19 protein-coding genes are annotated in these 19,894 nt (G+C 63.7%); 12 read left to right on the plus strand and 7 right to left on the minus strand.

Translation table 11 applies throughout. The annotated features are described in order from the left end of the window. The first annotated feature begins 74 nt into the window (after nt 1-74). The 10 genes from ACMCNM_RS18225 to ACMCNM_RS18270 all read left to right on the plus strand — a co-directional run bounded on the left by ACMCNM_RS18225 (nt 75) and on the right by ACMCNM_RS18270 (nt 9,318). Nucleotides 75-560: a flavin reductase family protein gene (locus ACMCNM_RS18225; RefSeq protein ID WP_027595379.1), complete on the plus strand. Its 486-nt coding sequence runs from the start codon at nt 75-77 to the stop codon at nt 558-560. 66 nt (nt 561-626) lie between these two features. Then, the gene (locus ACMCNM_RS18230) at nt 627-1,667 is read left to right on the plus strand and encodes an LLM class flavin-dependent oxidoreductase (protein ID WP_027595378.1); all 1,041 of its coding nucleotides are present in this window, start codon (nt 627-629) and stop codon (nt 1,665-1,667) included. 261 nt (nt 1,668-1,928) lie between these two features. After that, a complete protein-coding gene (locus ACMCNM_RS18235) occupies nt 1,929-2,525 on the plus strand; it encodes an amino acid synthesis family protein (protein ID WP_003256068.1) in 597 nt (198 codons plus the stop codon). Nucleotides 2,526-2,593: 68 nt separating this feature from the next. After that, the gene (locus ACMCNM_RS18240; RefSeq protein ID WP_027595377.1) at nt 2,594-3,427 is read left to right on the plus strand and encodes an alpha/beta fold hydrolase; all 834 of its coding nucleotides are present in this window, start codon (nt 2,594-2,596) and stop codon (nt 3,425-3,427) included. Further along, nucleotides 3,424-4,905: an aldehyde dehydrogenase gene (locus ACMCNM_RS18245; RefSeq protein WP_027595376.1), complete on the plus strand. Its 1,482-nt coding sequence runs from the start codon at nt 3,424-3,426 to the stop codon at nt 4,903-4,905. The genes ACMCNM_RS18240 and ACMCNM_RS18245 overlap by 4 nt, the downstream gene beginning before the upstream one ends. Nucleotides 4,906-4,918: 13 nt before the next feature. Then, entirely contained in the window at nt 4,919-5,404 is a 486-nt protein-coding gene (locus ACMCNM_RS18250) for a flavin reductase family protein (protein WP_027595375.1), read from the plus strand. A 103-nt stretch (nt 5,405-5,507) separates the two neighbouring features. Next, entirely contained in the window at nt 5,508-5,897 is a 390-nt protein-coding gene (locus tag ACMCNM_RS18255) for a carboxymuconolactone decarboxylase family protein (RefSeq protein ID WP_008100863.1), read from the plus strand. An 89-nt stretch (nt 5,898-5,986) separates the two neighbouring features. Further along, on the plus strand, nt 5,987-6,751 hold the full coding sequence (locus tag ACMCNM_RS18260) for a GntR family transcriptional regulator (RefSeq protein WP_033697319.1): 765 nt from the start codon (nt 5,987-5,989) through the stop codon (nt 6,749-6,751). Nucleotides 6,752-6,753: 2 nt separating this feature from the next. Continuing rightward, on the plus strand, nt 6,754-7,317 hold the full coding sequence (locus ACMCNM_RS18265; protein WP_412765096.1) for an NUDIX hydrolase: 564 nt from the start codon (nt 6,754-6,756) through the stop codon (nt 7,315-7,317). A gap of 204 nt (nt 7,318-7,521) precedes the next feature. Continuing rightward, a complete protein-coding gene (locus ACMCNM_RS18270) occupies nt 7,522-9,318 on the plus strand; it encodes an ATP-binding protein (RefSeq protein ID WP_412765097.1) in 1,797 nt (598 codons plus the stop codon). A gap of 3 nt (nt 9,319-9,321) precedes the next feature. Here the strand turns inward: ACMCNM_RS18270 and ACMCNM_RS18275 are convergent, their stop codons facing one another. The 3 genes from ACMCNM_RS18275 to ACMCNM_RS18285 form a co-directional block, all read right to left on the minus strand. Further along, nucleotides 9,322-11,457 (minus strand): response regulator, encoded by a 2,136-nt coding sequence (locus ACMCNM_RS18275; RefSeq protein WP_186703980.1) that lies wholly within the window; start codon nt 11,455-11,457, stop codon nt 9,322-9,324. A gap of 87 nt (nt 11,458-11,544) precedes the next feature. Beyond that, entirely contained in the window at nt 11,545-12,177 is a 633-nt protein-coding gene (locus ACMCNM_RS18280; RefSeq protein ID WP_027595370.1) for a LysE family translocator, read from the minus strand. 66 nt (nt 12,178-12,243) lie between these two features. Next, entirely contained in the window at nt 12,244-12,858 is a 615-nt protein-coding gene (locus ACMCNM_RS18285) for a LysE family transporter (protein WP_186682596.1), read from the minus strand. A 111-nt stretch (nt 12,859-12,969) separates the two neighbouring features. Here ACMCNM_RS18285 and ACMCNM_RS18290 point away from each other — a divergent pair, with 111 nt between their 5' ends. Then, on the plus strand, nt 12,970-13,422 hold the full coding sequence (locus ACMCNM_RS18290) for an Lrp/AsnC family transcriptional regulator (protein ID WP_099429055.1): 453 nt from the start codon (nt 12,970-12,972) through the stop codon (nt 13,420-13,422). Between the two features lie 412 nt (nt 13,423-13,834). After that, nucleotides 13,835-15,247 carry a purine-cytosine permease family protein gene (locus tag ACMCNM_RS18295; RefSeq protein ID WP_027595367.1) on the plus strand — a complete coding sequence of 471 codons (1,413 nt, stop codon included), beginning with the start codon at nt 13,835-13,837 and terminating at the stop codon, nt 15,245-15,247. Between the two features lie 223 nt (nt 15,248-15,470). Here the strand turns inward: ACMCNM_RS18295 and ACMCNM_RS18300 are convergent, their stop codons facing one another. The 4 genes from ACMCNM_RS18300 to ACMCNM_RS18315 form a co-directional block, all read right to left on the minus strand. Next, complete coding sequence (locus ACMCNM_RS18300; protein WP_339551045.1) at nt 15,471-16,772, minus strand: ammonium transporter; 1,302 nt, start codon at nt 16,770-16,772, stop codon at nt 15,471-15,473. 147 nt (nt 16,773-16,919) lie between these two features. After that, a complete protein-coding gene (locus tag ACMCNM_RS18305) occupies nt 16,920-18,245 on the minus strand; it encodes an FMN-binding glutamate synthase family protein (RefSeq protein ID WP_412765098.1) in 1,326 nt (441 codons plus the stop codon). A 15-nt stretch (nt 18,246-18,260) separates the two neighbouring features. Next, on the minus strand, nt 18,261-18,935 hold the full coding sequence (locus tag ACMCNM_RS18310) for a protein glxC (protein WP_027595364.1): 675 nt from the start codon (nt 18,933-18,935) through the stop codon (nt 18,261-18,263). Nucleotides 18,936-18,962: 27 nt separating this feature from the next. Beyond that, nucleotides 18,963-19,868 (minus strand): class II glutamine amidotransferase, encoded by a 906-nt coding sequence (locus ACMCNM_RS18315; RefSeq protein WP_027595363.1) that lies wholly within the window; start codon nt 19,866-19,868, stop codon nt 18,963-18,965. Nucleotides 19,869-19,894: the final 26 nt, after the last annotated feature.

The following is a 19,894-nucleotide window of genomic DNA, read 5'->3' on the forward strand; positions in this document are numbered from 1 at the left end:
AGTATTACGGTATACCATCAGACACATCAACGATAAAAACCGCGGACCACCGCAGCCCTTCTGAGGTACATGAGATGATCGACGCAACCGTCTACAAGAACGTCCTGGGCTCCTTCCCGTCCGGCGTTACCGTCATCACCACCCTGGACGACGACGGCTCGATCGTCGGCCTTACCGCCAGCGCCTTCTCCTCCCTGTCGATGGACCCGCCGCTGGTGCTGTTCTGCCCCAACTACAGCTCCGACTCCTACCCTGTGCTGATCAAGCAGAAGCGCTTCGCCATTCACCTGCTTTCTGGTGAACAGCAAGCCGAAGCCTATGCGTTCGCCAAAAAAGGCAAAGACAAAGCCACCGGCATCGAGTGGTCCCTGAGTGCGCTGGGCAACCCGCTGCTGGCCAATGCCACCGCCATCATCGAATGCGAACTGTGGCGTGAATATGAAGGTGGCGACCACGCCATCATGGTCGGCAAGGTGCACAACCTGATCGTCCCCGAGCAAGCCCCGCAGCCGATGATCTACTGCCGCGGCAAGATGGCCAGCCTGCCCGCCTTCGCCTGAGGCACCTAGCCTTATTACTGACGCCTGGCGCGCCAGGCGAGACTTTCAAGCTCCGAGGAAAGCCCCATGAAATTTTCGTTGTTCGTACACATGGAACGTTGGGATGAACAGGTCAGCCACCGCCAGCTGTTCGAAGACCTGACCGAACTGACCCTGATGGCCGAGAACGGCGGTTTCAGCACCGTGTGGATCGGCGAACACCATGCTATGGAGTACACCATTTCGCCAAGCCCGATGCCGCTGCTGGCCTACCTCGCTGCGCGCACCGAGAAGATCCGCCTGGGCGCCGGCACCATCATCGCGCCGTTCTGGAACCCGATCCGCGTGGCAGGCGAATGCGCCCTGCTCGACGTGATCAGCAACGGCCGCATGGAAGTGGGCCTGGCGCGCGGCGCCTATCAGTTCGAATTCGACCGCATGGCCAATGGCATGCCTGCCACCGACGGCGGCAAGGCCCTGCGTGAAATGGTGCCGGTGGTGCGCAAACTGTGGGAAGGCGACTACGCCCACGACGGCGAGGTGTACAAGTTCCCCACCTCCACCAGCGTGCCGAAACCGTTCAACGCTACACCGCCGATGTGGATCGCCGCCCGCGACCCAGACTCGCACAACTTCGCCGTGGCCAACGGCTGCAACGTCATGGTCACCCCACTGATGAAGGGTGACGAAGAAGTACTGGACCTGAAAAACAAGTTCCAGGCGGCCCTGGACAACAACCCGGATGTGCCCCGCCCACAATTGATGGTGCTGCGCCACACCCACGTGCACAGCCCGTCCGAGCCTGAAGGCTGGAAGGTTGGCGCCCAGGCCATCTCGCGCTTCTACCGCACCTTCGACGCCTGGTTCGGCAACAAGACTGTGCCGGTCAACGGCTTCCTGGAGCCGAGCCCGGAATCGAAGTTTGCCGAAGTGCCGGCGTTCCAGCTGGAAAACATCCGCAAGAACACCATGATCGGCACACCCGAAGAAATCATCGCGCGCATCAAGTACTACCAAGAGCTCGGCGTCGACGAGTTCAGCTTCTGGTGCGACAACAGCCTGCCCCACGCCGAGAAGAAAAAGTCGCTCGAGCTGTTCATCAAGGAAGTGGTGCCGGCGTTCGCCTGAATTCCCTTTGCCTGAAGTAGTTGCGGGATCAGCCCGCTCCCGGGGGCCCTAGTGGCTCTTGCGAGCGGGCATTTTTTTGAGTTTCAGGCGGCCTCTTCGCGGGCAAGCCCGCGAGGGGGCGGGTACAGACGCCGCGCAAATCAAGGGATCAAGCAACCTTTCGTCCCCCAGGGAGAGATTTTTCAAGCCCCCTCTTGCACAACAAATATTATGGTATACCATCAGACAACAAGAGCTGATAACCCTCACCAGGAGCCACCCATGAGTTTCGAAATCCGCAAGATCGTCACCTACTCCGAAGAGACCCGCATCGAAGGCGGCAAGGCCACCGACAAACCGGTGACCATGGTCGGCCTGGCCGTGGTGATCAAGAACCCGTGGGCGGGTCGTGGTTTTGTAGAAGATCTGAAGCCGGAAATCCGTGCCAACTGCTCTGAGCTGGGCGCACTGATGGTCGAGCGCCTGACCGCCGCCATCGGCGGTGCCGACAAGATCGAAGCCTACGGTAAAGCCGCTGTGGTCGGCGCCGACGGCGAAATCGAACACGCCTCTGCCGTGATCCACACCCTGCGTTTCGGCAACCACTACCGCGAAGCGGTACAGGCCAAGAGCTACCTGAGCTTCACCAACAAGCGCGGCGGCCCAGGCACCTCGATCCAGATCCCGATGATGCAGAAGGACGACGAAGGCCTGCGTTCGCACTACATCACCCTTGAAATGCAGATCGAAGACGCCCCGCGTGCCGACGAAATCGTCGTGGTCCTGGGCGCTGCCGACGGCGGTCGTCTGCACCCGCGCATTGGCAACCGCTACATCGACCTGGAAGAACTGGCTGCCGAAAAAGCCAACGCTCAATAACAACAACCAAGACGGGCCGGGGCGTGGCGTGCTTACCCGCCGCGCCCGACCTTCAAGGAGCGCCCTCCATGATTCAGCCTGTCGCTGAACGTACACCGGCCGGGACCAGTTACCTGGACCAAGGCCAGGGCCAACCCGTGGTGCTGATCCACGGCGTGGGCCTGAACAAGGAAATGTGGGGCGGTCAGTTCGTTGGCCTGGCCAACGACTACCGCGTCATCGCTTACGACATGCTCGGCCACGGCCAGAGTGCGTTGCCAGCCGCCGACACCGGCCTGGAAGGCTACGCCGCCCAGCTCGTCGAGTTGCTCGACCACCTGCAGATTGCCCAGGCCACCGTAATCGGCTTCTCCATGGGCGGCCTGGTGGCACGTGCTTTCGCCCTCAACTACCCGCACAGGCTGTCTGCCCTGGTGGTGCTCAACAGCGTGTTCAACCGCACCCCCGAGCAGAGTGCCGGTGTCATCGCCCGCGCCGCCCAAGCGGCGGAGCTCGGCCCCGACGCCAACGTCGACGCCGCCCTCGACCGCTGGTTCAGCCGTGAATACAAGGCTGCCAACCCGGCGCAGGTCGCCGCCATTCGCCAGGTGCTGGCGAGCAACGACCCGCAGGGCTACCACACTACTTATTCGCTGTTCGCCACCCAGGACATGTACCGCGCCAGCGACCTGGGCAGCATCCAGGTGCCGACGCTGATCGCCACCGGCGAACTCGACTCGGGCTCCACCCCGGCCATGACCCGCCAGCTCGCCGCCAGCATCCCTGGGGCGCACAGTGTGGTCCTCGCCGAGCAACGGCATATGATGCCGGTGGAAGCACCGCGTGAAGTCAACAAGATGCTGTTGGACTTCCTCAAGCAAGCCCGCACCCTCACCGAATCCGCCAAGGGGATTGTTGCATGACCCTCGTACGTTTCCAGATGTGCATCGACGGCCAATGGCTCGATGCCCAGAGCGGCAAGACTTTCGACAGCCTCAACCCGGCCACCGCCCAAGCCTGGGCGCAACTGCCCGATGCCGACGAAGCCGATGTGGAGCTGGCCGTGCAGGCCGCCCAGCGTGCCTTCGAAAGCCCAGCCTGGCGCAGCATCACCGCCACGGCGCGCGGCAAACTGCTGCGCCGGCTGGGGGACCTGATCACCGAAAACAAAGAGCACCTGGCCCAGCTGGAAAGCCGTGATAACGGCAAGCTGATCCGCGAAACCCGCGGCCAGGTCGGTTACCTGCCCGAGTTCTTCCACTACACCGCAGGCCTGGCCGACAAGCTCGAAGGCGGCACCCTGCCGCTGGACAAGCCAGACCTGTTCGCCTACACCGTGCACGAGCCGATTGGCGTGGTCGCCGGGATCATCCCGTGGAACAGCCCGCTGTACCTGACGGCCATCAAGCTGGCCCCGGCCCTCGCCGCCGGCAACACCATCGTACTCAAACCGTCCGAACACGCCTCGGCGACCATCCTCGAGCTGGCTCGCCTGGCCCTTGAAGCCGGCTTCCCGCCGGGTGTGGTCAACGTGGTCACCGGCTATGGCCCTAGCACCGGCGCGGCCCTGACTCGCCACCCGCTGGTACGCAAGATCGCCTTCACCGGCGGCGCCGCCACGGCCCGCCATGTGGTGCGCAGCAGCGCCGAGAACTTCGCCAAGCTGTCGCTGGAGCTGGGCGGCAAGTCGCCGAACATCATCTTCGCCGACGCCGACCTGGACAGCGCCATCAACGGCGCCGTGGCCGGCATTTATGCCGCCTCCGGGCAAAGTTGCGTGGCCGGTTCACGCCTGCTGGTACAGGACGAGATCTTCGACGAATTCGTCAGCCGCCTGGTCGAGCGAGCCAAGCGCATCCGCATCGGCAACCCACAGGACGACGCCAGCGAAATGGGCCCGATGGCCACCGCCCAGCAACTGGCCGTGGTCGAAGGCCTGGTCGCTGCGGCCAAGGCCGAAGGCGCCAAGCTGCACCTGGGGGGCAAGCGAGCCGAGGTCGAGGGTGACGGCTGGTTCTACGAACCCACCCTGTTCGAGTGCGACAGCAACTCGATGACCATCATGCAGGAAGAGGTGTTCGGCCCCGTTGCCGCGGTCATTCGCTTCAAGACCGAAGAAGAGGCCCTGGCCATTGCCAACGACTCGCAGTTCGGCCTGGCGGCCGGCATCTGGACCCGCGACCTGGGCCGCGCCCACCGCCTGGCCCGTGACGTACGCTCGGGCATCATCTGGGTCAACACCTACCGCGCGGTGTCGGCCATGGCACCGATCGGTGGCTTCAAGAACAGCGGCTACGGCCGTGAGAGCGGCATCGATTCGGTGCTGGCCTATACCGAGCTGAAGACCGTGTGGATCAACCTGTCCACCGCGCCGATGCCCGACCCGTTTGTGATGCGTTAAGAGGTAGCACGAGATGATCGAACCAGGCATCTACAAAGACGTGATGGGCTCCTTCCCGTCCGGCGTTACGGTGGTCACCACCCTGGACGCCGACGGCGGCATCGTCGGTATCACCGCCAGCGCGTTCAGCGCGCTGTCGATCGAGCCGGCACTGGTGCTGTTCTGCCCCAACTACGCCTCCGACACGTACCCGATCCTGCGTGACAGCAAGCAGTTCGCCATTCACCTGCTGTCTGCCGAGCAAACCGCCGAGGCGTATGCCTTTGCCGGCAAGGGCAAGGAAAAGGCCAAGGGCATCGACTGGCACCTGAGCGAGTTGGGCAACCCGTTGCTGGCCAAGGCCACGGCGATCATCGAGTGCGAACTGTGGCGCGAGTATGACGGCGGTGACCACGCGATAATCGTCGGCGCGGTGAAAAACCTGGTGTTGCCGGCAGATCCGGTCACCCCGATGGTCTACCACAAAGGCAAGCTGGGCGCCCTGCCCCCGCTGGGCTGATACCCTTGGGGCTGCAAAGCGGCCCTGTTCCACCCATTTTTTAGGGGCCGCGCGACCCTCTCACCCTTGGTTGCGGCCCCTGTTTTGATTCGGAGCCAGACACATGAGCAACGAAAAGTACGAAAAAGGCCTGCAGATCCGCACCCAAGTACTGGGCGAGGACTACGTCAACCGCTCGATCCAGAACGCCGACGACTTCACAAAGCCCTTGCAAGAGCTGGTCACCGAGTATTGCTGGGGCCATGTCTGGGGCCGCGAAGGCTTGTCGCTCAAAGAGCGCAGCATGATAAACTTGGCCATGATTTCCGCGCTCAACCGGCCCCACGAACTCAAGCTGCACATCCGCGGCGCATTGCGTAATGGCCTGAGCCGAGAACAGATTCGCGAGATCCTGCTCCAAGTCGGCATTTATTGCGGCGTACCCGCGGCGGTGGACAGTTTCCGCCTGGCCCGCGAAGCGTTCGCCGAAGCCGATGCGGAGTCAACCCGTTAACAACGGGCTGTTCGAACCACCGTAAGGAGCAGCGCCCGGTTCGGCGTGCTCCGCGGGTTGGCGCAACAGCCTCATAAAGAGCGCACCTGATGAAACGCCAGCCACTCGACGACAGCTTCAAGGTCAACCGCAACCCCGTTACCCTGCGCGAAATCGTGCTCGACAAGCTGCGCGCCGCGATCATGAACTTCCACTTGTTGCCAGGTGACCGCCTGGTGGAGCGCGACCTTTGCGACCGCCTCGGGGTCAGCCGCACCTCTGTACGTGAAGCCCTGCGCCACCTCGAATCCGAAGGCCTGGTCGAGTTCGCCGACGCCAAAGGCCCGCGCGTGGCCATCATTACCCTGGAAGATGCCCGCGATATCTACGAGCTGCGCTGCGTGCTCGAAGGCTTGATCGTCCAGCTGTTCACCCTCAATGCCAAGGCCAAGGACATTCGCGCCCTGGAGCGTGCGCTGGAGGTCAACCGCGAAGCCCTGGAAGAAGGCGAACTGCAACAGGTGCTCGACTCGGTGCAAGGCTTTTACGATGTGCTGCTGGAAGGCTCCGGCAACCAGGTTGCCGCTCAACAGCTGCGCCAATTGCAGGCCCGCATCAGCTACCTGCGCGCCACCTCGGTGTCGCAAGAAAACCGCCGCGGTGCCAGCAACCGGGAGATGGAAAAGATCGTCGAGGCGATCAAGGGCGGTGACCCACTGGTCGCCCACCAAGCCTCGGTCGATCACGTCCGCGCCGCCGCCAAGGTGGCCCTGGACTACCTGCGCCAGAAGCAGGATGACAACACCAAGGTGCGCGACATGGTCGAGCCCCTGGCCCTCAAAGAGCCACGTATAGAACCCCGCATAGGCCGCTGACCATGCCCAACGCCCCGCGCTACTGCCCGCACTGCACCACGGAACTGGCCCGGGGCGTTCCCACAGGCGACACCCACGAACGCCTGCATTGCACCGGCTGCGGCTACATCCACTACATCAACCCGAAAATCATCGCTGGCTGCATCATCGAGCGCGATGGCAAGTACTTGCTGTGCCAGCGGGCCATTCCACCCCGCCCTGGCACCTGGACCTTGCCCGCCGGGTTCATGGAAGCGGGCGAGACCACCGAGCAGGCGGCGTTGCGCGAGGTATGGGAAGAAAGCGGCGTGCACGCCGAAATCGTCTCGCCCTACTCGATTTTCAGCGTGGCCAAGATCAGCGAGGTGTACATCATCTTCCGCGCCATCGCCACGCAGGAGACCGGCCAGTTCGGCCCGGAAACACTGTCCTACAAGTTCTTCGAGCCGGACGAAATCCCCTGGGACGAGATCTACTACCCGGCCATCCGGCAGATTCTCGAGCGGTATATCCTGGAGCGCCAGGCCGGGGTGTACGGCATCTACATGGGCAATGACGATACCGGCAAGGTGCATTTCATTCGCTGAGCCGGCACGATTCGGTAGGAGCAGCCTTGTGCTGCGAAGGGGCCGGGGATAACAGCGGAGATCTTCGCTGCTTTCGCTGGCCTCTTCGCAGCACAAGGCTGCTCCTACACGCGAAGAGGCCCGCACAGACGACATAAAGCCCTCGCCAATTCGCTATTCTCGGTGCACCCTTATCCTCCCAGCTATGAAGGATCGGCAGCACACATGGCGAAATGGCTAGACGGCGGCGGGCTGATGGCCGAACGCATCCGCCAGCACGATTGGACCCACAGCCCACTGGGCCCGCTCGAGGCCTGGCCGAGCGCGCTCAAGACCTCGGTGGCCTTGTGCCTGGCCTCGCGCTTTCCGCAAGCCGTGCTGTGGGGCCGCGAGCTGATCACTTTGTACAACGATGCCTTCATCCCTATCCTCGGTAGCAAACCTTTAGCCCTAGGCCGGCCGTTCAGTGAAGTGTGGCAGGAGGCCTGGGGCGAAATCAGCGCCATGGCCGAACACGCCATGGCCGGTGAGGCGGTCTACATCGAAGACTTTCCCTTGGTCATCGACCGCAACGGTGCCCCCGAACGCGCCTACTTCACCTTCTGCTACAGCCCGATCCGCGGCGAAGACGGCACTGTGCTGGGCATGCTCGACACGGTGACCGAAACCACCACCAGCGTGGTCAACAGCCAGCGCCTGAGCTTTCTCGACGGCCTGGGGCGCGAAGTGGCCAATGCCACCGACCCCGAGCGGATCATGGCCATCACCACCCGCATGCTGGTGGAACACCTGCAACTGTCCAGCTGCGCCTACGCGGTGATGGACCCCGACCAGGACGGCTTCAACATCTGCGGCGACACCGTCGCCCCCGGCTCGCCGCGCCTAATCGGCCAATACCGCCTGGCCGACTTCGGTCGCCTGGCTGTCAGCCGACTGCGCGCAGGCGAACCGCTGGTGATCAATGACAACCTCAACGAACTGGCCGCCGAGGAAGCCGCGACGTTCCAGGCCATCGGCATCACCGCGACCATCTGCATGCCGCTGATCAAGGACGGTCGCCTGACCGCCCTGATGGCTATTCACGACAAGGCGCCCCGGGTATGGACGGGCTATGAACTGCGCCTGATCCGCGAAGTCACCGAACGCTGCTGGTCGCATATCCAACGGGTCCAGGCCCACGCCGAAGTGCGTGAAGCCTTGGCCGCGCTGGAGGCGCTCAACGCCTCCCTGGAGCACCGCGTCGAAGAGCGCACCGCCCAGCTGCTGCACACCGAAGCCGTGCTGCGCCAGGCACAGAAGCTCGAGGCCATCGGCCAGTTGACTGGCGGTGTGGCACACGACTTCAACAACCTGCTGACCATCATCCGCTCGTCATTGCACTTCTTGCAGCGTCCCAACCTGGATGAAGCACGCCGCGAGCGCTACCTCAAAACCATTGCCGACACCGTCGAACGCGGCGCCAAGTTGACCGGTCAACTGCTCGCTTTCGCCCGTCGGCAGGCCTTGAGCCCACAAGTGTTCGAGGCCGGGCCGCGGCTGCAGGCCATGGCCGATATGCTCGATACCGCTACCGGTGCACGGGTTCAGGTGGAAATCGAACTGCCAGAGGCGCCTTGCCATATCCGCGCCGACCTCAGCCAACTCGAGACCGCGATCATCAACCTGATGCTCAACGGCCGCGACGCCATGGCCGGGGAAGGCACCTTGCGCCTGCGCCTTCAGGCCAACCAACGCCTGCCCGGCCTGCGTGGGCAGGCCGCGCAAGCCGGGCCCTTTGCCGCCATCTCGGTAGTGGACAGCGGTGTCGGCATCGCCAGCGAGCTGCTCGATCGCATCTTCGACCCGTTCTTCACCACCAAAGCGCCCGGTGAAGGCACCGGGCTTGGCCTTTCCCAGGTGTTCGGCTTTGCCAAGCAGTCCGAAGGCGATGTAGAGGTGATCAGCGTCGAAGGCCAGGGCACGACGTTTACCCTGTACCTGCCGCAACAAGCGCCCTCTGCCGGCCCTGAGGCTTCTGAATAGCGGCTACCGTTGCGCGGCCAACAACCGCGCCACACTCTGCGCCAGCTCGGCACGCCGGTACGGCTTGCGCAGCACTTCGAAGCCTTTGAGTTCGCGCGGTGTCAGGTTGGCGTAGCCGGTAATGATCAACACCGGCAGGTTGGCCTGGCGCTGGCGCATCTGCTGGGCGAAGCGCACGCCGGTCATCTCGGCCATCACATGGTCGGTCACCAGCACATCCGGCACTAGCCCCCGCTCTACCAGCTGCAAGGCCGCCGCCGCACTGTCGGCCTCGATCACTTCGTAGCCGAGGTCGCGCAGTTGCAGCGCTGTGGCATGGCGTACGATCGCTTCGTCATCGACCAACAGCACGTGGTTCTTCCGGCCGGCCAATGGCGCTTCGGCTGTATCGCTGTCGCGGCAGCTTGCCGCCACATCGCTGGTCGGCAGCCACAAGGTCGCCTCGGTGCCCTCACCTGGCCACGAACGAAGGGTAAAGCCACCGCCGGACTGCACGGCCAAGCCCTGCACCATCGGCAGGCCTAGGCCGGTGCCTTTGCCCACCGCCTTGGTCGAGTAGAAGGGCTCGAAGCAGCGGCGCAGTTGTTCAGCGTCCATCCCACAGCCACTGTCACGTACCTGTAGCCAGGCCAGCCGCGCCGCGGCCACACCTTCCGGCCTCGGCGGGCCGTTTACATCGATACCGGCGACGATACTCAGCTCACCGCCTTCAGGCATGGCGTCACGGCCGTTGACCACCAGGTTGAGCAAGGCCAGCTCCAGTTGATGAGGGTCGGCCACCACGGCCGGTAGCGCCGGGTCGACCTGCACGTGCACGGTAATGGTCGGCCCCAGCGAACGGGCGATCAGCTCACGCATGTCTTCCACCAGCGCCGCCAGAGACACGGCTTGGGGTTTGAGGGTTTGCCGGCGGGCGAAACTGAGCAGCCGACCGACCAGGTTGCGCGCCCGCTCGGCAGCCTGCAGGCCGCCGTCGATCAGCCTGGGGGCACGCTCGGACTGTGGGTTGCGGCGCATCAATTCGAACGAGGCAATGATCGGCGTGAGCATGTTGTTGAGGTCATGGGCGATGCCGCCGGTCAATTGCCCGATCATTTCCATCTTGTGCGCTTCGTGCAGCTGCAGCATCGCAGATTCGCGCTGAGCCAGGGCCGACGCCACGCGCTCCTCCAGGCTTTCGTTGAGCAGGTGCAGCGCCCGCTCGGCCCTGGCATGGGTAATCGCCGCCCAGGCTTGCTTGGCGCTCTCTTCCACCAGCTGGCATTCGTCTTCAGGGCACAGGTGCGGGGTATGGAAATGCACACTGAGGGTGGTCTCCAGCCGGCCAGCGCGCAGGACCGGCACATGCAGGCTGTAAGGCTGCTGCACCACCTGCCCCGCTGCCAGTTGCTCGCGCAACGAAGCACCGAAGCTCGCGTAGGCATGCTGGCCGACGAACGAGGGCAAGGCCTCGGACCAGTCATGTGCTACCTGGAAGTTGCTGCCGTCGCCTTGGTCTTCACCAAAATAGACCCGTGCCGCGCCGAGTCGCCGTGCCAGCCGACTTACCGCGAACGCTTCGATCCGCTCTGCATCACCCAGCGCGGGTAAAGCACGGCCCAGCTCCAGCAAAAAGGCCTGGCGCTGCTGGAAGCGTACGCGCTCGGTAGTCTCAGTCACCAGGCACAGCACGCCACCGACGCTGCCGTCAGCCTCGCGCACAGCGGAGTAGGACACATCAAAATAGGCCGTTTCACCCACGCCGTGGCGCTCGATGTAGAAAGGGCGATCCTTGGCCGAGAAGGTCTGGCCGCTCTCGCGCACACCGCGCAGCAACGGCTCCAGGTCGTCCCACAGCTCACTCCAGTTTTCCTGGGCCGGCCGCCCCAATGCCTGCGGGTGCTTGGTGCCAATGCTCGGTGCATAGGCATCGTTGTACAGCGCCACGTAGGCCGGCCCCCAGAACAGCACGCATTGCGCTTGCGCTGGCAGCAGCGTGCCCATGACCGTCTGCAGGTGCGGCGACCAGGTGTGGGGGGGACCCACTGGCGAGCCGCGCCAGTCCATCGACTGGAGCAGGCTGCCGACGCTACCGCCGTTGAGCAGAAAGCCCAACGGTGGATTGCCCGCGTCGGTGGGGGGTTGTTGAAGCGATCTCATGTCAGGGAAGTCCCGGGCACATTGCCATCCATCTGATGGATAGGAGGCCTGCAAGTACCCGTTCGTTCCCTTGCTTTCAGACGTTTTTCAACGGCGCCCTTCAGCCAGCATGCGCAAGGCCAACCCGGCCAGCACAGTGCCCATCAACCAGCGCTGAACGCGCTGCCACAGGGGCCGCCCGCCTAAGAACACGGCGATGGAGCCGGCCATCACCGCGATCAAGGCATTGACCGAAACGCTGATGGCGATTTGCGTAGACCCGAGCACCAGCGACTGCACCAACACGCTGCCGTGACCGGGCTCGATGAACTGCGGCATCAACGACAGGTACATGACGGCGATCTTGGGGTTCAGCAGGCTGGTGGCAAAGCCCATGGTGAACAGCCGCCGCGGGCTGTCCGCTGGCAGGTCGCGGACCTGGAATGGCGAGTTGCCGCCAGGCCGAAGCGCCTGCCAGGCCAGGTACAACAGGTACAGTGCGCCACCGATGCGCAGCACGTCGTAGGCAAACGGCACGGCCATGACCAGCGCGCTGATGCCCAGCGCAGCGCAGAGCATGTAGATGACGAAGCCCAAGGCCACACCACCGAGGGAAATCAACCCCGCATTGCGGCCCTGGCAGATCGACCGGGAAATCAGGTAGATCATGTTCGGGCCGGGCGTCAGCACCATGCCCAGGCAGATCAATGCGAAGGTCAGCAGTTGGGCGGTATCGGGCATGGGGCACGTCCTGGTTGTGCGAAATGTAGCGGCGAGTGTATCCGAGCGGCGTCAACGCCGGTAGCGTCAGCCCAACTGCCCGGCAATCAGCCCCAGGGCCACGGCGATCATCGCCACGCCCGACACCCGCCCGACCATCTTCGCCGCCCCTGGCCGGGTGCTCAAGATGGCCTTGGCGCCGTACCCCACCAGCGAATAGATCACCAGCGAGCTGCACAGGTGCACCAGCCCCAGCAGCAGGATCTGCACCGGCACCGGCCAGCTTGACTGCGGGTCGGTGAATTGCGGCAACAAGGCCAGGAACAGCAAGAATACCTTCGGGTTAAGCCCACTGACGCAAAAGCCTTTAAAGGCCCAGCGCGAGCCGGACTCCCCCACCCCGTCCTGCCCCGCTTCCGGCACGCCGGGGCTCAACAACAGGTTGCCGCCCAGCCACAACAAATAGGTGCAGCCTGCCAGGGTCAGCAACGTCAACGCCAACGGGTGCCCCGCCAACAAGCTGCCCACGCCGGCCGCCACCACCAGCGTCGCAAGGAAGTGGCCCGACAACATGCCCGCCACCGCAGGCATCACCCAGCGGCCACGCATACCCGCCGAGATGGCGTAGGCCCAGTCGGCACCAGGGGTAATCACGAACAGCAACGACACGGCCCAGAACGCCGTCAGCACACTGATTGCCACTTGAATCTTCCTTATGTCTTGGCGTGGTATGCAGAAAGATTACGGATTCCTTCGGGGCATTTTCTTTCGTATATTCCCCGTCATCGCACATATGCTGGAAGATTCTTCTCCATGGACAGAACTGATCGCAAAATCCTTGCCGAGCTGCAAAAAGATGGTCGCTTGTCGGTGACCGAATTGGCGGATCGCGTAGGCCTGAGCCTATCGCCCTGCCATCGCCGGCTGAAGGCGCTGGAGGAATCGGGCGCCATCCTGGGCTACCACGCGCGCCTGGCGCCGACCGCACTGGGGCTGAACTTCGCCGCGCTGGTGTTCGTCACCCTGCGCGAGGTGACGCGGCAGCCGGTGGCGGACTTCGAGGCAGCGTTGGCCGAAATCCCCCAGATCGTCGAGGCGCAGCGGCTGTTCGGCGACCCGGACTACCTGCTGCACGTGGTGGCCAAGGACCTGCCGGCGTTTCAGAAGCTGTATGACGAACACCTGACCAGCATTCCCAACGTGAAGCGGTTGAGTTCGACGTTGGTGATGAAGGAAGTGATCCAGGACCGGCTGTTGCCCATGTAGCTGTGCAGGCCTGCTCTGGCCTCTTCGCGGGCAAGCCCGCTCCCACAGGACCCCACCGATCTTGAGCACGTGGTCCTCCTGTGGGAGCGGGCTTGCCCGCGAAAGGGCCGGCACAGGCGGACTATTTATCTGCACTGAAAACGCGCACCCCGCACCAGCCCGGTTCCCGGCCCATTCACCCGGAGGGCGCCAACCCCCCAGGCCCAGGCCTTCCAGCCGTATGGCCCGCTCCTTGCTACCACTCGTCCCTTAACCTTTTGTCAGCCTTAGGTTTTTTAAGGTTTATGGGCACATATTTACTAATTTCTCGTTATCCCCGCACCCCCCATCATCCCTCCAACAAGAACGCGTCGCCCTTCGCCGGCACGCCCCCGGGCAGTACCCCATGCCCTACCTTGCCTTGGAGTCAGTCATGACCAGTGCAGCCAACTCGGCACCCCTCATAGAAAAACACACGATCGGCTACGTGCCCCCGCAAGACCGCCATGGAAAGGTAAGGGATTTGTTCACACTGTGGTTCGGGGGCAATATCGCGCCCCTGCCCATCGTCACCGGCGCGCTGGGCGTGCAGCTGTTTCACCTGAACCTGGTGTGGGGCATCGTCGCCATCCTGGTCGGCCACCTGGTCGGCGGGGTGCTGATGGCGCTGCACTCGGCCCAAGGCCCGCAGATGGGCATCCCGCAGATGATCCAGAGCCGCGCCCAGTTCGGCACACTTGGCGCGCTGCTGGTGGTGGTGATCGCCGGGGTCATGTACATCGGGTTCTTCGCCTCCAACATCGTCCTCGCGGGCAAGTCGCTGCATGGCGTGGTCGAAGCCGTGCCGGTACCGGTGGGTATCGTCATTGGCGCACTGGGGTCAGGCATCATCGGCATCATCGGTTACCGCTTCATCCATGTGCTCAACCGCATCGGCACCTGGGTACTGGGCATCGGTATCGTGGTCGGCTTCGGCTATATCTTCACCCACGTGCAAAGTGACGACTTCCTCACCCGCGGCGGTTTCAACCTGGCCGGCTGGCTGGCCACGGTGTCGCTGGCAGCGTTGTGGCAGATCGCCTTTGCCCCGTATGTGTCGGACTATTCGCGCTACCTGCCGGCCGACGTCAAGGTCAGCTCGACCTTCTGGACCACTTACCTGGGCTCTGTGCTGGGCTCGAGCCTGTCGTTCATCTTCGGCGCGGTCGCGGTGCTGGCAATCCCGGCGGGCATGGACACCATGGACGCGGTGAAACTCGCCACCGGCACCCTCGGCCCGATCATGCTGGTGCTGTTCCTGCTCAGCGTGATCAGCCACAACGCCCTCAACCTGTATGGCGCGGTGCTGTCGATCATTACCCTGATCCAGACCTTCGCCTACCGCTGGATCCCCACCGCCAAAAGCCGTGCGGTACTGTCGCTGATCGTGCTGGCGGCTTGCAGTGTGGTGGCCGTGTGCGCATCGAAGGACTTCATCGGCCACTTCGTCGACATGGTGCTGGTGCTGCTGGTGGTGCTGGTGCCGTGGACGGCGATCAACCTGATCGACTTCTATGCCATCCACAAGGGTGACTACGACATCCAGTCGATCTTCAAGGTCGATGGCGGTATCTACGGGCGTTACAACCCGCAGGCGCTGGTGGCCTACGCCGTGGGCATCGTGGTGCAGATCCCGTTCATGAACACGCCGCTGTATGTCGGGCCGGTTTCCGAGCACATCAACGGGGCAGACCTGTCGTGGCTGGTGGGGCTGGCGATTACCTCGCCGTTGTACTGGTGGCTGGCTAGCCGTGACAGTGCCTATCGTCGCCGGCAAGTGAGTGCCAAGCTGGCCATGGGGCACTGATTCATCCTGTACTGGCCTCTTCGCGGGCAAGCCCGCTCCCGCAGGGGGACCACAGATTCCGGGCCCTGCGGTATTGCTGTGGGAGATTCTATGGTTTTCAGCAAGCCGGTTTGGTCTGTACTGCTGCGAACAGTCAGAATCGGGCATTTAGTCCCACCACCCCTTCAAGTCTAACCATACAAGCGGGCTTGCCCGCGAAGAGGCCGGTACAGACACCTTGTAGTCAGAGGTTATAAGCCCGCTCATTGTGCTCCGCCAGGTCCAGCCCCTGCTCTTCCTCCTCCCGGCTGGCCCGCAGCCCGACAGTCAGCTTGATGGCGCCCAGAATCGCCCAGCTCACCGCAAAGCAATAAACAACGGTAAAGGCCACGCCTTTCAGTTGCACCAGTGCTTGCCCAAGGGGCGTAATGCCTTCCACATAACCGCCCAACGACGGCGCGGCAAACACCCCGGTCAATAGCGCGCCAACCATCCCGCCCACGCCATGCAGGCCGAACACGTCGAGGCTGTCGTCATACCCCAATGCCTGCTTCAGCCGGGTCACTGCGAAGAAGCAGATAGCCCCCGTCAGCAAGCCGATCACCAGCGCCCCCAACGGCCCGACAAAGGCGCACGCCGGCGTGATGCCAACCAACCCGGCCAACGCACCTGAGGCCGCCCCCAGTGCAGTGGGCCGCCCATGCATGAGCTTTTCGGTAATCAGCCAACCGACAATCCCTGCGCAGGCAGCCACCATGGTCGCCAGCATCACCACCCCCGCCCCTTCGTTGGCGGCAAGCCCCGAGCCCACGTTGAACCCAAACCAGCCCACCCACAGCAAACCGGCACCTACCAGGGTGAAGCCGAGGTTGTGCGGCGGCATGGCCACCTGTGGGTAGCCCTTGCGCTTGCCTAGCATCAACGCTGCAGCCAGCGCCGCCACACCGGAGTTGATGTGCACTGCGGTGCCGCCGGCAAAGTCCAGCACGCCCCAGTTGACCATCAATGCCCCTGGCCCGCCCCAGACCATATGGGCAATCGGTGCGTACACCAGGACGAACCAGGCGCCCATGAACAACAACGAGGCACTGAATTTCATGCGTTCGGCAAAGCCGCCGGCAATCAGCGCAGGCGTGATGATCGCGAAGGTCAGCTGAAATACCGCGAAGACACCTTCCGGGATGGTCCCTACCAGGCTGTCATGGCCGATGTTCAGCATCAGCGCCTTGTCCAGGCCGCCGATAAAACTGTTGAAGGTCAGTTGGCCTTCAACCATACCGCGGGTATCCACCACCAGGCTGTAGCCGAACAGCACCCAGAGGATGCCGATGAGCCCGGCCACGGCGAACAGCTGGGTGAACACCGAAAGAAAGTTCTTGGCCCGCACCATGCCGCCGTAGAACAGCGCGAGGCCCGGGATGCACATCATCAGCACGAACATCGCCGCGCAGATCATCCAGGCGGTGTTGCCGGTGTCCAGGGTGGGCTCGGCGGCGTGAGCCAACGGCGTCAATGCCAACAGCACAACAGCAAGGGCAAGCTTCATGGAGTCACTCCTGTGCGAATGGGGATGCAGCGGGGGCTGCTTCGCAGCCCTTTCGCGACACAAGGCCGCTCCTACAACGGACCGCGATCATCTGTAGGAGCGGCCTTGTGTCGCGAAAGGGCCGCAAAGCGGCCCCAGAAGGTTGAATCAGTACTGAGCCTGGCCTGGTACCCAGGCAGTACCGGCCAGCGGTACCCGGGCCATGGCAGCCGCCTCGACGGTCAGCGCCACCAAGTCCTCAGGGTCAAGGTTGTGCAGGTGCGACTTGCCGCAGGCACGGGCCATGGTCTGAGCCTCCAGCACCAGCACGCGCAGGTAGTTGGCCAGGCGCCTGCCGGCCTCTTCCGGGTTCAGGCGCTTGGCCAGTTCCGGATCCTGGGTGGTGATGCCGGCTGGGTCGCGGCCGTTCTGCCAGTCATCGTAGAAACCGGCGGCCGAGCCAAGTGCCTTCAACTGCGCATCCAGGCGCGGGTGGTTGTCGCCCAGGGCGATCAGCGCGGCGGTGCCGATGGCCACTGCGTCAGCGCCCAGGGCCATGGCCTTGGCCACATCGGCGCCGTTGCGGATGCCACCCGAGACAATCAACTGCACCTTGCGGTGCATGTCCATCTCTTGCAGTGCCTGCACCGCCTGCGGGATGGCCGGCAGGATCGGAATACCGACGTGTTCGATGAACACTTCCTGGGTCGCGGCAGTACCGCCCTGCATGCCATCGAGCACGATGACGTCAGCGCCGGCCTTCACCGCCAGCTTGACGTCGTAGTACGGGCGGCTGGCACCGATTTTCACGTAGATGGGTTTTTCCCAATCGGTGATCTCGCGCAGCTCGGCAATCTTGATCGCCAGGTCATCCGGGCCGGTCCAGTCCGGGTGGCGGCAGGCGCTGCGCTGGTCGACGCCAATCGGCAAGGTGCGCATCCCGGCCACGCGCTCGGTCACTTTCATGCCCAGCAGCATGCCGCCACCGCCCGGCTTGGCGCCCTGGCCGAGGACGATCTCGATGGCGTCGGCCTTGCGCAGGTCGTCCGGGTTCATGCCATAACGCGACGGCAGGTACTGGTACACCAGGTGCTGCGACTGGCCCCGTTCTTCCGGGGTCATGCCACCGTCACCGGTGGTGGTGCTGGTGCCGGCGATGGTCGCACCACGGCCCAGCGCTTCCTTGGCGTTGGCCGACAACGCGCCGAAGCTCATGCCGGCGATGGTCACCGGGATCTTCAGGTGGATCGGTTTCTTGGCAAAGCGGGTGCCCAGCACCACGTCGGTGCCGCATTTTTCGCGGTAGCCTTCCAGCGGGTAGCGCGACACGCTGGCGCCGAGCAGCAGCAGGTCATCGAAGTGCGGCACGCGGCGCTTGGTGCCACCGCCGCGAATGTCATAGATGCCGGTTTCGGCGGCACGCTGGATTTCCTGGATGGTCAGGCGATCGAAGGTGGCCGACTCACGCAGTACCGGGGGGAATTGCTCGCTCATGGGGTTGCTCCTGGATCAGTACGCGGAGGCGTTGTCGACTTTGAAGTTGTACAGCTGACGGGCCGAGCCATACCGTTTGAAATCGGCGGCTTTATGGTCGAGGCCCGCGTCGTTCAGCAGCGCCTGAAGCTCTTGCAGGTGCTCGGCGCGCATTTCTTTCTCGATACAGTCCGAACCCAGCGACTGGACCGTGCCCTTGACGTAGATGCGCACCTCGTACAGCGAGTCGCCCAGCGCATCGCCGGCGTCGCCGCACACCACCAAACGCCCGGCCTGGCCCATGAAGCAGCTCATGTGGCCAATGCTGCCGCCGACCACGATGTCGACGCCCTTCATGGAAATACCGCAACGGGCACCGGCGTCGCCCTCGATCACCAGCAACCCACCGTGGGCGGTTGCACCGGCGGCCTGAGAGGCACTGCCCTTGACCCGCACCGAGCCGGACATCATGTTTTCCGCCACCCCCACGCCCACATTGCCGTGCACCGTAATGTTGGCTTTCTGGTTCATGCCGGCGCAGTAGTAGCCGGCATGGCCATCGATCTCTACCGAAACGTCTTCGTTGATGCCGACAGCCAGGTTGTGTTTGCCGTCGGGGCGCGTCACGCGCCACTCACGGTCTTGCACCTCACCGTGCAGGGATTGGTTAAGGACACGCACCGAAGTGCTGGAAAGGTCGATCGTCTTCATAAGGTTCTCCAGAGGTTCGGTGGCAGGTCAGGCGCTTTCGCGCTCCCAGACGTACAGGGTGGCCGGCGCTGGCTCCCAGACCTTGGCGTTTTCAATGCCGGGCAGGCTGGCCAGGGCCTGGTATTCGGAGGCCATGGCCACGTAGTCGTCGGTTTCGGCCAGCACCGCTGGCTTGCAGGCGATCGGGTCACGAATCACGGCAAAACCGTTGCGGGTGCCAATGGCAAAGGTGAAGAACCCGTCCAGGTCTTGCAGAGCCCCGTCCAAAGCCTTGGCCAAGGTATCGCCCTGCTGCAGGCGCCAGGTCAGGTAGCCGGCAGCCACTTCGGTGTCGTTGTCGGTCTCGAAGCTTATGCCTTCACGCTTGAGTTCCTGGCGCAGGCGGAAGTGGTTGGACAGCGAGCCGTTGTGCACCAGGCACAGGTCGGCGCCGGTGGAGAACGGGTGGCTGCCCTCCAGGGTCACCGCGCTTTCGGTGGCCATGCGGGTGTGGCCGATGATGTGGCTGCCCTTCATGCCGGCCAGGCCGAAGCGGCTGGAAATCTCAGCCGGCAGGCCCATGCCCTTAAGGATTTCGATGCTCTGCCCGGCACTCATGATGCGCACTTCAGGGGCCAGCTCGGCCAATGCAGCACGGGCGGCGGCTTCCGTGGTGTGCACCTTGAGCACGGCGGCGCTGGCGTTCTGAAACCAGTCCAGCGAGCAGCCCAAGCGCCCTTCCAGTTGCCCCATCAAGCTGGCCCACGAATAGCCCCCATCAAGGGCCTGCAACGTCAGTTTTACCCAGCCGTCGGCCACTTCATCGCCGTAAATGGCAAAGCCGGCGCTGTCGGGGCCACGGTCGGTCATGGCGTGCAGCATGGGTTCGAAGAGCTTGCCGAGCTGGGCTTCCAGCTCAGGCTTCTTCAGGTACAGACCTACGATTCCACACATGGTGATGCTCCTTACTAGGCAGTGGG

Origin of the sequence: Pseudomonas sp. NGC7, assembly GCF_047159675.1 — a bacterium.
GTDB classification, from domain to species: domain Bacteria; phylum Pseudomonadota; class Gammaproteobacteria; order Pseudomonadales; family Pseudomonadaceae; genus Aquipseudomonas; species Aquipseudomonas kermanshahensis.